The organism is Anaeromyxobacter dehalogenans 2CP-C, from assembly GCF_000013385.1.
GTDB classification, from domain to species: Bacteria; Myxococcota; Myxococcia; order Myxococcales; family Anaeromyxobacteraceae; genus Anaeromyxobacter; species Anaeromyxobacter dehalogenans_B.
In genome coordinates, this window is record NC_007760.1 from 1669145 (window position 1) to 1682852 (window position 13708).

13 protein-coding genes are annotated in these 13708 nt (G+C 75.9%); 8 read left to right on the forward strand and 5 right to left on the reverse strand.

Annotated elements, in window-relative coordinates:
• Position 1 precedes the first annotated feature (1 nt).
• Positions 2 to 2422, reverse strand: a complete 2421-nt coding sequence (locus ADEH_RS07470) for a Lon protease family protein (RefSeq protein ID WP_011420503.1) — start codon at positions 2420 to 2422, stop codon at positions 2 to 4.
• Positions 2423 to 2604: 182 nt separating this feature from the next.
• Here ADEH_RS07470 and ADEH_RS07475 point away from each other — a divergent pair, with 182 nt between their 5' ends.
• Positions 2605 to 3099: a universal stress protein gene (locus ADEH_RS07475; RefSeq protein ID WP_011420504.1), complete on the forward strand. Its 495-nt coding sequence runs from the start codon at positions 2605 to 2607 to the stop codon at positions 3097 to 3099.
• 20 nt (positions 3100 to 3119) lie between these two features.
• Positions 3120 to 3581, forward strand: coding sequence for a CBS domain-containing protein (locus ADEH_RS07480; RefSeq protein WP_011420505.1), 462 nt, complete (start codon positions 3120 to 3122; stop codon positions 3579 to 3581).
• A gap of 40 nt (positions 3582 to 3621) precedes the next feature.
• Here ADEH_RS07480 and ADEH_RS07485 read toward each other — a convergent pair whose 3' ends face one another.
• Both ADEH_RS07485 and ADEH_RS07490 read right to left on the reverse strand, forming a co-directional pair.
• Positions 3622 to 4968 carry a sigma-54-dependent transcriptional regulator gene (locus ADEH_RS07485; protein WP_011420506.1) on the reverse strand — a complete coding sequence of 449 codons (1347 nt, stop codon included), beginning with the start codon at positions 4966 to 4968 and terminating at the stop codon, positions 3622 to 3624.
• Complete coding sequence (locus ADEH_RS07490; RefSeq protein WP_232287447.1) at positions 4943 to 6250, reverse strand: sensor histidine kinase; 1308 nt, start codon at positions 6248 to 6250, stop codon at positions 4943 to 4945. Before ADEH_RS07490 ends, ADEH_RS07485 begins: the two co-directional genes overlap by 26 nt.
• A 231-nt stretch (positions 6251 to 6481) precedes the next feature.
• Between ADEH_RS07490 and ADEH_RS07495 the strand changes: the two genes are divergently transcribed.
• The 3 genes from ADEH_RS07495 (at position 6482) to ADEH_RS07505 (ending at position 9816) form a co-directional block, all read left to right on the forward strand.
• The gene (locus tag ADEH_RS07495; protein ID WP_011420508.1) at positions 6482 to 7291 is read left to right on the forward strand and encodes a metallophosphoesterase family protein; all 810 of its coding nucleotides are present in this window, start codon (positions 6482 to 6484) and stop codon (positions 7289 to 7291) included.
• Positions 7288 to 7926 (forward strand): hypothetical protein, encoded by a 639-nt coding sequence (locus tag ADEH_RS07500; protein ID WP_232287448.1) that lies wholly within the window; start codon positions 7288 to 7290, stop codon positions 7924 to 7926. Before ADEH_RS07495 ends, ADEH_RS07500 begins: the two co-directional genes overlap by 4 nt.
• Before the next feature lie 120 nt (positions 7927 to 8046).
• Complete coding sequence (locus ADEH_RS07505) at positions 8047 to 9816, forward strand: hypothetical protein (RefSeq protein WP_011420510.1); 1770 nt, start codon at positions 8047 to 8049, stop codon at positions 9814 to 9816.
• A 66-nt stretch (positions 9817 to 9882) separates the two neighbouring features.
• On the opposite strand, the gene pdxH is transcribed toward ADEH_RS07505, so the two are convergent.
• A complete protein-coding gene (gene pdxH / locus ADEH_RS07510; RefSeq protein ID WP_011420511.1) occupies positions 9883 to 10479 on the reverse strand; it encodes a pyridoxamine 5'-phosphate oxidase in 597 nt (198 codons plus the stop codon).
• Between the two features lie 195 nt (positions 10480 to 10674).
• Here pdxH and ADEH_RS07515 point away from each other — a divergent pair, with 195 nt between their 5' ends.
• Positions 10675 to 11274 (forward strand): YceI family protein, encoded by a 600-nt coding sequence (locus tag ADEH_RS07515; RefSeq protein ID WP_041453398.1) that lies wholly within the window; start codon positions 10675 to 10677, stop codon positions 11272 to 11274.
• A gap of 91 nt (positions 11275 to 11365) precedes the next feature.
• Here ADEH_RS07515 and ADEH_RS07520 read toward each other — a convergent pair whose 3' ends face one another.
• The gene (locus ADEH_RS07520; protein WP_232287449.1) at positions 11366 to 11971 is read right to left on the reverse strand and encodes an HPF/RaiA family ribosome-associated protein; all 606 of its coding nucleotides are present in this window, start codon (positions 11969 to 11971) and stop codon (positions 11366 to 11368) included.
• A gap of 192 nt (positions 11972 to 12163) precedes the next feature.
• Here ADEH_RS07520 and ADEH_RS07525 point away from each other — a divergent pair, with 192 nt between their 5' ends.
• Both ADEH_RS07525 and ADEH_RS07530 read left to right on the forward strand, forming a co-directional pair.
• Positions 12164 to 12646 (forward strand): adenosine-specific kinase, encoded by a 483-nt coding sequence (locus ADEH_RS07525; RefSeq protein WP_011420514.1) that lies wholly within the window; start codon positions 12164 to 12166, stop codon positions 12644 to 12646.
• 59 nt (positions 12647 to 12705) lie between these two features.
• On the forward strand, positions 12706 to 13704 hold the full coding sequence (locus tag ADEH_RS07530; RefSeq protein WP_011420515.1) for a cupin domain-containing protein: 999 nt from the start codon (positions 12706 to 12708) through the stop codon (positions 13702 to 13704).
• Positions 13705 to 13708: the final 4 nt, after the last annotated feature.

Consider the following 13708-nt stretch of genomic DNA (forward strand, 5'->3'; position numbering starts at 1 on the left):
GTCAGGGGCGGCGCTCCTCCTCGCGGGACGACGCCGCGAACGCCCGCGCCCGCTCGGCCAGCGCGTCGAGGCTGGCCGCGACGCGCGCCTCGAGCGTGCCCTCGGGGAACCGGCCCGCCACGTCGGGCGCGCCGGACGGGAGGCCGGTGAGCAGCTCCATGCCCTGCTCCACCGTCTCGACCGGGAAGATCGCGAACCGCTCCTCGGCCACGGCGGCGAGCACCTCCTCCCGGAGCACGAGGTGCGGCACGTTCGCGGCGGGCACGAGCACGCCCTGCTCGCCGGTGAGCCCGCGCGCCCGGCAGACCTCGAAGAACCCCTCGACCTTCTCGGTCACGCCGCCCACCGCCTGGACGCGTCCGAGCTGGTCCACCGAGCCGGTCACCGCGAGCGACTGGCGCAGGGGCGCGCCGGCGATGGCCGACAGCAGCGCGTACAGCTCGGCCGACGAGGCGCTGTCGCCCTCCACGCCGCCGTAGGTCTGCTCCATCACCAGCGTGGCCGCGAGCGTGAGCGGCCGGCCGCGGCAGTAGCGGCCGCCCAGGTAGCCGGCCAGGATCAGCACGCCCTTCGAGTGCAGCGGCCCGCCCAGCTCGACCTCGCGCTCGATGTCCACCACCTCGCCGCGCCCGAGCCGGACCCGGGCGCTGATGCGGGTGGGGCGCCCGAACGCCACGCCGCCGGAGGACGCCACCGAGAGCCCGTTCACCTGGCCGACGCGCCCGCCCGCGGTCTCGATCCGCAGCGTCCCCCGCAGCACCTCCTCCAGCAGCCGCTCGCGGATCCGCCCGGAGCGGCGCTCGCGGGCGCGGGCGGCGCGCTCGACGTCCGCCGGCGCCACCGCCGGTCGCCCGTCGGCGGCGGCGTGGTGGTCCGCCTCGCGCAGCAGGTCCTCCAGCGAGGACACGTCGGCGCTGATGCGGGTGGCGTCGCCGGCGCGGCGGCAGGACTCGCGCAGCACGCGCTCCACCGCGGGGCGGTCCAGCGGCCGCAGCCCGCCCCGGCGCGCCACGGTCGCGACCAGCTGGGCGAAGCCGAGGTCGGCCTCGGCCGAGCGCGCGATCTCGTCCTCGAAGTCCGCCTGGATCCGGAACAGCTGCGAGAACTCGGGGTCGTACAGGCCGAGCAGGTGGTGCAGGAGCCGGTCGCCGATGAGCACCACCTTCACCTCCAGCGGGATGGGCTGGGGCTCGAGGGTGGAGGTGCCGCCGAGCCCGAGCAGCCGCTCGGGCGGCTCGATGCGGATCTCGCGGGAGCGGAGCGCGCGCTTCAGCTCGTCCCAGGCGAACGGCTGCGCCAGCAGCCGCCGCGCGTCGAGGATCAGCCAGCCGCCGTTGGCCCGGTGGAGCGCCCCGGGCCGGATCAGCGTGAAGTCGGTGACGAGGGTGCCGAAGTGCGCGTGGTGCTCGACGCGGCCGGCCAGGTTCGCGACGCTGGGCAGGTCCTCGAACACCACCGGCGCGCCGGCCTGGCCCGAGCGATCCACCATCACGTTCGCGCCGTACCGGCGCAGCGCCGGGGTCTCGGAGAGGAGCTTGCGGACCTGCGAGGGCACGTCGCCGTCGCCCTCGGCGCCGGCCAGGAACTCCTGGACGTTGTCCACCACGTCGCGCTCGACGGCGGCGAGGTGGTCGAGCACGGCGGGCAGGTCCGCCCACCGGCGGCGGACGTCCTCGAGCAGCCCGCCGGCGGCCGCCAGCGCCGCCTCGCGGTTGGCGGCCCTCACCCGCTCGCGGTGCCGCCGCTCCAGCGCCGGCATGCCGCGGAGCACCGCCTGCAGCTCGTCCTGCAGCCGCTCGATGTCGCGCTTGAAGCGCTCCTGCTGGTCCTCCGGGAGCTGGCGGAACGCGTCCGGCTCCACCACCGCGCCGTCGCGCACCGGCGCGAAGCCGTAGCCCACCGGCGTCCGCGCCAGCGCCACGCTGCGCGCCTCGGCGTGGCGGCGCACCTCCTCGACGGCGCGCTCGCGGGCCTCCTCCAGCTCCTTCACCAGCGCCTGGAGGCGCGCCCGGTGGTGCGGGCTCTCGAACGCCGCGGGGAGGGCGAGCCGCAGCTCGTCCACGAGCCGGTCCAGGTCGGCGCGCAGCGCGACCGCCCGCCCGGGCGGCAGCTCCACCGCGCTCGGCCGGCGGGGATCCGCGAAGCCGTTCAGGTAGCACCAGTCGGACGGGGTGGACGCGTCCAGCGCCGCGCGCTCCAGGCGGCGGCGCACCAGCGCCCGCTTCCCCGCGCCGGGCGGGCCGGTGACGAACACGTTCGCGCCCTCGCCGCGGATCGCCACCGCGAGCGCCAGCGCCTCCACCGCGCGCGCCTGGCCCAGCGGCTCGTCGAGGTCGTCGAGGTCCTCGGTCGTCTGGAACGCGACCTCCGGCGCGAGCCCCCGGTCCCGCAGCGCCCCGGCCGACAGCGGCGCGATCGCCATGCGACACCCCCGTTTCGCCCTCCCAGTGTACGCGCCCGCCGGGGCGACGGCGTGCGGGTGCGGCCGGGTGCCTCGCCCGCGACGGGGGCGCGGACGCGCGGCCGCAGGCCGCGGCGGAGTCCCCCGGGTGGCAGCGGGCGCGCCGGCGCGAAGGGCGTACGCTGAACCGGGAGGTGGGAAGGATGGCGGAACGGATGAGGATCTGCTGCGCGATCGACTTCTCCGAGGCCTCCCGCTTCGCGATGGTGGAGGCGACGGACCTGGCGCGCCGCTTCGAGGCGGAGCTGGAGCTCGTGCACGTGCACGAGCTGCCGGTGGCCGCCGCGACCGAGATGCTGGTGCCGCCGCGGGCGCTGTTCGAGCTCGTGGCGGTGGACCTCGAGCGCGACATCGCGGCGTGGCGGGGCGACGCGGAGCGCAGGCTGGGGCGGCCGGTGCGCACCAAGGTGCTCGCGGGCAGCCCGGCGGCGGAGATCCTGCAGCACGCGCGGGACGAGGGCGTGGACCTGCTGGTGGTGGGCACGCACGGGCGCACCGGGCTGAAGCACCTCGTGCTCGGCTCGGTGGCGGAGCGGGTGGTGCGGCAGGCGCCCTGCTCGGTGGTGGTGGTGCGGACCAAGGAGACGGGCGCGACCGCGCGGACCGTGGCGGACCCGGCGTGGGCCGAGCTCCCCTAGGCGAGCGCGAGGAGGCGGACATGAGGGTGAAGGACGCGATGACCATCCGCGCCGAGACCATCGGCCCGGACGCGACGCTGCAGGAGGCGGCGCGCATGATGCGGTCGCTGGGCATCGGGATCCTGCCGGTCTCGGAGCACGACCGGGTCCTCGGCGTGATCACCGACCGCGACGTGGTGATGCGGAGCACGGCGGAGGGCGGCGACCCGCGCGTCGTGAAGGTGCGCGACGCGATGACGCCGCAGGTCATCCACTGCTACGCGGACGCGGAGCTGGACGACGCGGCCCACGAGATGGAGCAGCACGCGGTGCGGCGCCTGGTGGTGCTCGACGCGCGCCAGCGGCTGGTCGGCCTGCTCAGCGTGGACGACCTCGCCATGGTGAGCCGGGCGCTCGCGGCCGAGGTGATCGAGCAGAGCCGCGAGCCGGGGCGGCGCCCGGTGCCGGCGGAGCCGCCCGGCGGCGGGCTCGTGCCGCACTGAGCGCGGGCGCCGCGCGCGCGCCCGCCGGTCCGCCGGCGGGCTAGGCGAAGCCGTACTTCTTCAGCCGGTCGATGAGCGCGCCGCGGCTCACCCCGAGGCGGCGCGCCGTCTCGGACTGGTTGCCGCCGGTCGCGGCCAGCGTCTTCGCGATGATGTTGCGCTCGACCGCGTCGAGGTGCTCGTGCAGCGTGAGCGCGCCCTCCGGCGGCGGCTCCACGCCCGGCTCGCGCGCGGCCGGGGCGGCCCCCGCCTCCAGCGCCTCCGGGCCGAGCTCGCCCCCGTTGCTCAACGCCACCAGCCTCGCCACCTGGTTCTCGAGCTGCCGCACGTTGCCGGGCCACTCCGCCGCGGCCAGCCGCTCGAGCAGCGGCGGCGAGAGCCGGACGTCGTCCACGCCGAAGCGCGCGGCGAAGCGCCGGGCGAACTCCTTCGCCAGCGCCGGGATGTCCTCGCGGTGCTCGCGGAGCGGCGGGACCACCAGCTCCACCACCGCGAGCCGGTAGTACAGGTCCTCGCGGAACCGGCCCGCGCGCGCCTCCTCGGCGAGGTCGCGGTGCGTGGCCGCGACGACGCGCACGTCCACGCGCTCGACGCGGCCGGCGCCCACCGGCTGGATCTCGCCCTCCTGCAGCGCGCGGAGCAGCTTGGCCTGGAGCGGCAGCGGCAGCTCGCCCACCTCGTCCAGCACCAGCGTCCCGCCGTCGGCCTGCGCGAAGAACCCCTCGCGCGCCTGGACCGCGCCGGTGAAGGCGCCGCGCGCGTGCCCGAACAGCTCCGCCTCGGCCAGCTCGGCCGGGATGGCCGCGCAGTTGAAGCGGACCAGCGGGCCCGACGCGCGGCGGCTCTGCGCGTGGAGCAGCGACGCGACCAGCTCCTTGCCGGTGCCGGTCTCGCCGCGCACCAGCACCGTGACGTCCTTGGGCGCGACGCGCGCCACCGCGTCGAGGAGCCGCTGCATGGCCGGCGCGTCGCCCACGATGCTCCGGCCGAGCGCCTTCTCGACGGCCAGGCGCCGGTTCTGGACGCGGAGCGTGCGCGTCTCGAGCGCCCGGTCCAGCACCAGCGTCATCTCGTCGATGTCGAACGGCTTGGTGACGTACTCGTACGCGCCGGCCTTCATGGCGCGCACCGCCACGCGCTCCGAGCCCTGGGCGGTGAGGACCACCACCGGGAGCGAGGCGTCGCGCTCGTGGATGGCCTGCAGCAGCTGCAGGCCGTCCATCTCCGGCATGGCGTAGTCCGTGACCACGGCGTCCACGCCCTCGAGGCGCTCGAGCGCCTCGGCGCCGGAGCGCGCGGTGACCGGCTCGTGGCCGTTCGAGCGCGCCAGCTCCTTCAGCGCGTAGAGCACGGCGGGCTCGTCATCGACCAGCAGCAGCCGGGACATTCTCGGTGGCCTCCTGGTGCACCCGGGGGAGGGTGCCGGTTGCGGTGGTGCCCGCGTCGGGGGCGCTCGCGTACTCGAGCGTGCCGCCGTGCTGGACGAACGCGCGCCGGGCGAGCAGCACGCCCAGCCCGGTGCCCTGCTCGCGGGTGGTGAAGAACGGGGTGCCCAGGCGCGCCACCACGGCGGGCGGCATGCCGCGGCCGGTGTCCCGGACCGCCACCTCGACCGCGCCGCCGCGGTCGGAGACGAGCACCTCGACCCGGTCGCCGCGGCGGCTCGCCTCGACCGCGTTCGCGACCAGGTTCAGCAGCGCCTCCTTCAGGCGGCGCGGGTCGGCGTCGATGCGCGCGTCGCCGCGCCGGTGGAGCCCGACGCCGCCGGCGGCGGCGCGGCCCTGCAGCACCGAGAGCACCTCGTCCGCGAGCTCGCCCACGGAGAGCTCCTCGCGCTGCAGGCACTCGAGCGGCCGCGAGAACGACAGGTAGCCGTCGAGGATCTCGCGCATGCGCTCGACCTCGGACGAGACCACCTTGAGCCGCTCGCAGGTGTCGCCGTCGGAGGCGCCGCGGGCCGAGATCTGCACCAGCGCCTTGATGGCGCCGAGCGGGTTCTTCAGCTCGTGCGAGATCTGCGAGCTCATCAGCTCGAGCTCGCGCGCGCGGGTGAGCGCCTGGCTCGCCACCTCGTCGCGGGCCCGCAGCATGCCCCGCACCGAGTCGGCCACCGTCTCGCCGAGGATCACGACGTAGTCGGCGTGCACCGCCACGGTCCCGACGAGCGCCACCAGGGCGACCAGCGCGAAGGTGCGCTCCGGGACCGGCGGGCCCATCGAGCCGGGCGCGAGCAGCATGACCAGGCCGGCGGCGGCCAGGGCCCAGACCGCTCCCGCGGTCTCCCGCCTCCAGCCGCAGCGGACCACCAGCACCGACACGGTCGGGGGCAGCGCGACGAGCAGCGGGCTGTGCAGGCCGCCGGTCAGCGCCACCGACGCGAGCGCCATGGCGAGCGGCAGGCGGATGTCGGCGGCGTTCACGGCGGTGCAGAACGGGCCGTTCGCGCGGACGCAGGCGCGGGCCGCGTGCAGCGCCAGCGCGAGGGCCAGGAGGCCCAGGAGGGCGAGCACGCGCCAGCGCGGGTAGCCCTGGAACCAGAGCAGCGCCGCGAAGCCGATCCACGCGGCGTACAGGGCCACCACGAGCGCGGGCCGGCTCCGGCGCCACCGCTCGTCCGCCGCGGCCAGGTTCGAGCGGCGCAGGTGCTCCCGCTGCGCATGGGTGCCCATGCCCCGATCCTTCGCAAGATCCGGGCCCTGGGCGTTCGGCATCTCCATGGCCCGATTATCTGCGGGTCCGGCCTCGCCGGCCACCCCGCCTGTACGTCGGGCCGACAATCGGGGCGGCTCCTGTCCACGGACCCGACACGGCTGCGGCCCTGGGGAGAGCGGCTTTCGCCTGGGCCGAGCGCATTCGATGCCGCAGCGCGGCGGGGCACGGTCCTTGCGGAGTGGAGGGGCATGTCCCTGCGGCCCCAGCTCCCGGCGTCGGTCCGGAGCCCCCTCGGCGCGGTCGCCGCGCTGGCGGTGCTGGTCTCGGGCTGCCTCGAGTACAGCCCGTACGCGCTCCCCGACGCCAAGGGCCTGAACCGGAAGGCGGTCGGGGCGCTCCTCGCGACGCCGCCGGCGGAGCCGCTCCGCGTCGCGCTGCTCGGGGACACGCAGCTCGCGTTCGACGAGGCCGAGGACGCGGTCGGGGTGGTCAACGCCATGGAGGGCGTGTCGTTCGCGATCCAGCTCGGCGACTTCACCGACCTGGGCCTGCTCCGCGAGTACGAGCTGATGCAGGACGTCTTCGAGGGCCTGCGGGTGCCGTGGCTGGTGGTGCTCGGCAACCACGACATGCTCGGCGGCGGCGACGCGATCTACGACCGGCTGTTCGGCGCGCGCAACCTGGTGTTCACCTGGGGTCGAACCCGCTTCGTGCTGCTCGACACCAACGCGCGCGAGTACGGGTTCCCGGAGGACGTCCCGGACCTCGACTGGCTCGCCGCGCAGCTCGCGCCGGACGGCGAGCACGACCGCGCGGTGGTGGTCGCGCACGTGCCGCCCTGGCACGAGGACTTCAACGCGGCGCTGCGCCAGCCGTACCTGGACCTGCTCGCCGCGCACGGCGTGACCGACTCGTTCTACGCGCACGTCCACCGCCAGGAGCTGCGCGAGGAGTCGGGCGTGCGGCTCTGGACGGCGGACGCGCTCACGGGGCGGTCGTTGCTGCTCCTCACGCTCCCGGCGGCCGGCGAGCCGGTGGTGGAGCAGGTGTCGTGGTGAGGACCGCCCGCGCCCTGGCGCTCGCCGCCGCGCTGTCGGCCGCCCTCGGGGTCCCCGCGGCCGCGCGGGCCGAGGCCGAGCACGCCTCGCTCGATCGCTCCTACGAGCGCCCCGAGGGCCGCGATCGCCACTGGCTGCTCCCGGACCACCTCACCGCGCAGTTCGCGGGCAACGTGGGCTTCCTCGCGGTCGGCGGCGGCCACGCGTGGCGGGACGACCGCGTGCTCGGGGACCTCCTGTTCGGGTGGGTGCCGGCGTCGGTGGGCGGCACCGACATCTACCAGCTGTCGGCCAAGGTGACCTGGTCCCCCTGGATCGTCCGCCTCGGGCAGGGCTGGAAGGCGCGCCCGTTCACGGTCGGGCTCCAGGTGACCTACCTGCTCGGTGGCGAGTACTTCATCGTGCAGCCCAGCCGGTATCCGAGCGGCTACTACCCGGTGCCGACGGCGCTGCACCCGGGCCTGACGCTCGGCACCAGCCTCACCGTCCCGAAGCGCTTCCTGGACGTGCCGGTGTCGCTCTACGCAGAGGGCGTGGCGCTCGGGCACATGCTCCGGGTGTGGGCCGCCAACCCGAGGACCCTCGGCCCCGCGGACGTGTTCAGCTTCACCGCAGGTGCACGCGTGAAGCTCTAGGGGCCCGGCGGGCGGGCGCCCGGACGGCGCCCGTGCGCGCGGACCGCGCCCGGCATCCCTCGCGCAGGGCGGGCTTCCGGGCCGTTGCCGCACGGGCGGGCGAGCTTCATCTCGTCGGGCATGGTTCGCCGCGGGATGCTGCTCGCGCTGCTCGCCTCCGCCGCCGCGGGGTGCAACGACTACAACTTCAGCCCGGTCGGCCACTGCCTGCTGCAGCCCGGCAGCGTGCGGGTGCAGCTCTCCAAGGTGTCGAGCGCCGACATCCTGTTCGTGGTGGACGACTCCCCGTCGATGGACCCGAAGCAGGACGGCCTCGCCGCCAGCTTCAAGGACTTCATCACGCGGATGGTCCAGGCGAACACCGCGCGCGCGGCCCGCGGCCTCGACCCGGTGGACTTCCGGATCGCGGTGACCACCACGTCCGTGTTCTGGGCCGGGCCGAACGGCCGCTCGTGCGTGGCGGGGAGCGGCGGCAACCAGTGCTGCCGCACCTCGGCGTGCACCGACGTGGCCTCGTGCACGCCGGGGACCGCCGCGGGCTGCGGCGGCGGACAGGTGTGCGTGACCACCCCCGTGCTCGACGCGGACGGGCTCCGCGTGACCGGCTCGAAGCAGCAGTGCTGCGCGCCGAGCGACTGCACCGACGCCGGGGCCGGCTGCGCGCCCGGCGACGCCTGCACCACGCTGCAGACCGGCTACTCGAACCCGTTCCCGTCCTCGTCGTTCTGCACGCCAGGCTACGCGGTCGCCGGCGCGCCGTATCCGGCGGGCGCGCTCGTCTCCGCGCCCGGCAACCCGCGCCTGCTCGACTTCTCGAAGGATCTCGACTGGGCCTCCTGGGGCACCGCGACGCAGGACGCGCGGCTGACGCAGCTCGTCCAGCAGTTCGCGCAGAACATCAAGGTCGGGAGCTGCGGCTCGGGCCAGGAGCAGGGGCTCGAGGCGGGGCGGCTCGCGCTGCAGAAGGCGCTCGCCGGCCAGCTCCCCGGCGTCGCGCCGGGCACGTTCCCGCGGCCGGGCGCGAAGCTGGTGGTGGTGTGGGTGGGCGACGAGGACGACTGCTCCAGCCCCGCCGCCGCGCCGGTGCCCATGGCGACCTCGACCCCGGGCGCGGACGCGTGCGTCCTCGACAAGCACCAGCCGGAAGGCGCGCAGCGCGAGTTCCCGGTGTCCGACTACGCCTCGTTCTTCGCCTCGCTGGTCCGGGCCGACGGCCCCGCCGACCTGGGCGCGGCGTTCATCGTGTCGAGCGTGCGCTGCGCCGACGGCTCCTACGCGGCCGCCGACTCCTGCAGCGGCACCGCCTCGTGCCCGGTGGCGCCGCCGCTCACCTGCCACCCCGCCGCGCCCGCCTGCGGCGGCGCGTTCGCGGCCGGCGAGCGCTTCCTGCAGCTCGGCGATCAGCTCCGCGCCCGCGGCGTCGGCGTGGTCGAGGGCACGGTGTGCGACGCCTACCCGCCGAGCACGTTCGGCCCGGTGCTCTCGGCCATCGCGGACCTGGCGCGCCCGCTCGACGGCCTGCGCCTGCCCACGCTCCCCGCCGCCCGCGCGGTGACGAACCTGCGCATCGCCGACGCCGCCGGGACCACCCGCCGGACGTGCGCCTACGGCACCGACTGGTGCTTCGTCGGCTGCGAGGACCCGAGCACCACCCCGGCCTGCCTCGCGGCCGGAACGTCCCAGTGCATCGCCATCGACCCGTCGGCGGCGTGCGTCGCGAACCCCGGCGAGACCTACGCGGCGGAGTACCTCGGCACGGTGCCCGCGGGCGGCTGCGCGAACGCCGGAGAGTGCGCGCAGGCGCTGGGCGGCAAGGAGGGCGACTGGGCCTGCCACGTCGAGCCCGGCGCGTCGCGCGGCAGCTGCGCCTGCGCCGGAAGCGGCGGGTAGGGCTCAGGCGAGCGACCTTCCGAGCTCCGCTCGCCCCGAGCCTGTCGAGGGGCGGGCGGAGGCGCGCTAGGGCTGCAGCGCGCCCACCTCCCAGCCGTCGCCGCGCCGCACGTAGACGGTGCGGTGGTGCAGCCGGCCCGGCCCGGAGCGCCAGAACTCGATCCGCTCGGGCGCGACGAGATAGCCGCCCCAGAACGGCGGGCGCGGGATCTCGTCGCCCGGGAAGCGCGCCTCCACCTCGCGGACCGCCGCCTCCAGCTCGGCCCGGTCGCCGAGCGGCGCGCTCTGCCTGGACGCCCAGGCGCCCACGCGGCTCTCGCGCGGGCGCGAGCGGAAGTAGGCGTCGGCCTCGGCGTCGGGGAGCGGCGTGACCGCCCCCTCGACGCGCACCTGCTCCTCCAGCGCCGGCCAGTGGAAGCAGAGCGCGGCCCGCGGGTTCGCGGCGAGGTCGCGCGCCTTGCGGCTCTCGCGGTTCGTGAAGAACGCGAAGCCGCGCGCGTCGGCGGACTTCACGAGCACCATGCGCACCGAGGGCGCGCCGCGCGCGTCCGCGGTGGCGAGCGCGGCGGCGGTGGCGTCGTGGGGGGAGGCGGCCGCGGCGCGGGCGAGCGCGTCGCGGAAGCGCGCGATGGGGTCGGGGGCGGCGCTCGGCGGGAGGGGCATGCCCGCGTTCTTGCCGCGCGCGCGCGCGATTTCAAGCGGCGCGCGGCCCGCGCCGCGCCGGGGCATCGTTCCAGTTGCGCAACAGAGAGGTGTCGAACGGCGTGCTGCGCGACGCGGGGAACGATGGCAGATCACGGGGCGTCCGGACGGGCGGCGATGCCCCCGCCCACCAACGACCGAAAGGAATCGCCTCCCATGAAGAAGCTCCTGTCCGCGGCCCTCGCCCTCGCCCCCGCGCTCGCCCTCGCGGCGCCCAGCACCTGGACGCTCGACGCGTCCCACTCGAACGCGGGCTTCGCCGTGAAGCACCTCGTCATCTCCACCGTGCGCGGCACGTTCACGACGCTCTCCGGCAAGCTGGTGCTGGACGAGGCGAACCTGGCGAAGTCCACGGTCGAGGCCACCATCGACGTGAACAGCATCGACACGCAGGTCCCGGATCGCGACGCGCACCTCAAGTCGCCCGACTTCTTCGACGTCGCGAAGTACCCGACCATCACCTTCAAGTCCACGAAGGTCGCGAAGGCCGGCAAGGACGGCCTGAAGGTCACCGGCGACCTCACCATGCACGGCGTGACCCGCCCGGTGACGCTCGACGTGACCGCGTCGCCCGAGGTGAAGGGCATGGGCGGCGAGACGCGCCGCGGCTACGCCGCGACCACCAAGGTGGATCGCAAGGACTTCGGCCTGGTGTGGAACAAGATGGTCGAGGCCGGCCCCGCGGTGGGCGACCAGGTCACCATCACGCTCGACCTCGAGGTGGTGAAGGACCAGCCGAAGACGGCGTCGAAGTAGCTCCTCGCTGCGACGTGCCGTCGCCGGGCCGGCTCGCCACGCGCGGGCCGGCCCGGTGTCTCTTCGAGGCAAGCGCGGCGCCGCGCGCCGGTCAGGGCTGCGCCGGCGCGGCGGGCGCGGCCCGCCGCCGGAGCGGCGCCACGGTGCTCGCCTGCGGCCCCTCCTCGCCCGGCTCCTCCACGAACCGCACCGGGCTGCCGATCTCCAGCCGGTCGAAGCCGCCGCGCAGCACGCTGCGCGCGTCGAAGTAGATCTCGCGGTCGTCCGGCGTCCGCAGGAACCCGAAGCCCTCGCCGTGGAAGATGCGCGCGACCACCCCGTGCGGCGGCGCCTCGTGCGCCTTCACGCGGCCGTCCATGCGGCGCTGCCGGTCCTCGAGCTGGCGCCGCACGTCCCGGAACGCCGCGTTCAGCGCCGCGTACAGGTCGGCGCGGTCGCGGCTCCTGGGCGGCGCGCGGCCCACCACGGCGCGGCCGCCCGGGAACCTCAGCTCGATGCGGACCCGGTACTGGGCGCCGGCGTTGCGGTGGTGCCGGCTCGGCGCCTCCAGCGCGACCGTGCACCCGGTGATGCGCCCGTGGAAGCGCTCGAGCCGCCGGACCGCCTCGCGCACGCGCTCGGCGAGCGGCTCGGAGGGCTCCACGTGAATCCACGCCAGCTGCAGCGGGGTCTCCATGGTCACCTCCTGCGTGGTCATTCGGATCGTACCGGCCGGCCGTGGTGCGGGGCCGGGTCCTTCGGGGAGCCGAGCGCCGGCGGAGGCGGCCGTGCGCCCGCCCGCTCCCTCGTCCGCGTGCGCCGGCGGGCGCAACCCAAGTGCGCTCGGCGCCTGCGGCGCGGCGCGCGCCGCCGCGTGCGCATGCTGGGGGCGCGCCGGGAGGAGGACGCCATGGAGCTCGCCGCGGTCCGGATCGAGAAGCCCGAGGACGTGAACGTGGTGGTGGGGCAGGCCCACTTCATCAAGACCGTGGAGGACCTGCACGAGGTCCTGGCCCAGAGCGCGCCCGCGCTGCGCTTCGGGATCGCGTTCTGCGAGGCGTCCGGGCCGCGGCTGGTGCGCCGCTCCGGGAACGCGCCGGACCTGGTGGACCTGGCCGTGCGGAACGCGCAGGCCATCGGCGCGGGCCACGCGTTCGTGGTGCTGCTGCGCGAGGGCTTCCCGGTGAGCGTCCTGAACGCGCTGAAGGCGGTGCCCGAGGTGTGCGCGGTCTTCTGCGCGACCGCGAACGACGTCGAGGTGCTGGTGGCGCAGACCGCGACCGGGCGCGGCATCGTGGGGGTGGTGGACGGCGGCGCGCCGCTCGGCGTCGAGGCCGAGGCCGACGAGGCCGAGCGGAAGGCGCTGCTGCGGCGCTTCGGCTACAAGCTCTGAGTCGCGACGCCCCGCCTCGCCGGTGGCGTCCGCGCGGCGGAGCGGGGTATCGGATCCGCATGCCCGACGCCACCGAGCACCGCGTCCTCGTTCGCGCCGCCGAGCGCGGCGCCGCCCACACCACCGGCCACCCGTACGACCCTCGCGCCGAGGTGCACGGCTGGATGCTCTCGCGCGCGACCGGGCTCGGCCGCGTGGCGGTGAACCTCGCCTGGCTCGAGCCCGGCAAGGAGAGCGCCGTCTACCACCTGCACCACCGCGAGGAGGAGTGGGCGTACGTGCTCGAGGGGCGAGGCGTCGTCGAGCTGGACGGGACCGATCACCCCATCGCCGCGGGGGACTTCGTCGCGCTCCCGCCCGGCGTGGCGCACCAGGTCCGCAACGACTCGACGGACGCGCGGCTCTGGCTGCTCGAGGGCGGCGAGGTGATCCCGGACGTGGAGGTGGCCGACTTCCCGAAGCTCGGGCGGCGCCTGGTCCGCACCGGGACGCGCCACGCGGTGTACCCGCTCGACGCCGAGGTGCCCTTCCTGCCGCCGGACGCCGAGCCGCCGCGCGAGCTGTTCGGGCTGCCGCCGCCCGGTGCCCGGCCGCGGTTGCTCGTGCGCGCGGGCGAGCGGGGCGAGGCGCGGCCGTACTCGCACCCGCAGAACCCGCGCTCCGAGGTCCGCCTGCAGTGGCTCTCGCGCCCCGCGCTGAAGCGCATCTCGGCCGGGATCGCGGCCGTGCCGGCCGGGCGGGAGTCGTTCGTGAAGCACGTGCACCGCCACGACGAGGAGTGGATGTACGTGCTCTCCGGCCGCGGCGTCGCGCTCCTCGGCGATCGCGAGGAGCCCATCGTCCCGGGCGACTTCCTCGGCTTCCGGCCCGGCGGCGAGCCGCACAACCTCCGCGCGGCAGCGGACGCCGAGCTGGTGTACCTGCAGGGCGGCGACGCCTGGTCGCGCGACACCATCGAGATCGTGGACATGCCCGAGCTCGGCCTGCGCAAGACGTTCGTGGGGACGCGCAGCGCCATGACCTTCCCGGTGGACGCCGCGCTGGAGGGGGAGACCTAGACGG

Coding starts and splice junctions, on each gene's coding strand:
- ADEH_RS07470 (WP_011420503.1), bottom strand. CDS start 2,422: ATGGCGATCGCGCCGCTGTCGGCCGGGGCGCTGCGGGACCGGGGGCTC.
- ADEH_RS07475 (WP_011420504.1), top strand. CDS start 2,605: ATGGCGGAACGGATGAGGATCTGCTGCGCGATCGACTTCTCCGAGGCC.
- ADEH_RS07480 (WP_011420505.1), top strand. CDS start 3,120: ATGAGGGTGAAGGACGCGATGACCATCCGCGCCGAGACCATCGGCCCG.
- ADEH_RS07485 (WP_011420506.1), bottom strand. CDS start 4,968: ATGTCCCGGCTGCTGCTGGTCGATGACGAGCCCGCCGTGCTCTACGCG.
- ADEH_RS07490 (WP_232287447.1), bottom strand. CDS start 6,250: ATGGGCACCCATGCGCAGCGGGAGCACCTGCGCCGCTCGAACCTGGCC.
- ADEH_RS07495 (WP_011420508.1), top strand. CDS start 6,482: ATGTCCCTGCGGCCCCAGCTCCCGGCGTCGGTCCGGAGCCCCCTCGGC.
- ADEH_RS07505 (WP_011420510.1), top strand. CDS start 8,047: ATGGTTCGCCGCGGGATGCTGCTCGCGCTGCTCGCCTCCGCCGCCGCG.
- pdxH (WP_011420511.1), bottom strand. CDS start 10,479: ATGCCCCTCCCGCCGAGCGCCGCCCCCGACCCCATCGCGCGCTTCCGC.
- ADEH_RS07515 (WP_041453398.1), top strand. CDS start 10,675: ATGAAGAAGCTCCTGTCCGCGGCCCTCGCCCTCGCCCCCGCGCTCGCC.
- ADEH_RS07520 (WP_232287449.1), bottom strand. CDS start 11,971: ATGACCACGCAGGAGGTGACCATGGAGACCCCGCTGCAGCTGGCGTGG.
- ADEH_RS07525 (WP_011420514.1), top strand. CDS start 12,164: ATGGAGCTCGCCGCGGTCCGGATCGAGAAGCCCGAGGACGTGAACGTG.
- ADEH_RS07530 (WP_011420515.1), top strand. CDS start 12,706: ATGCCCGACGCCACCGAGCACCGCGTCCTCGTTCGCGCCGCCGAGCGC.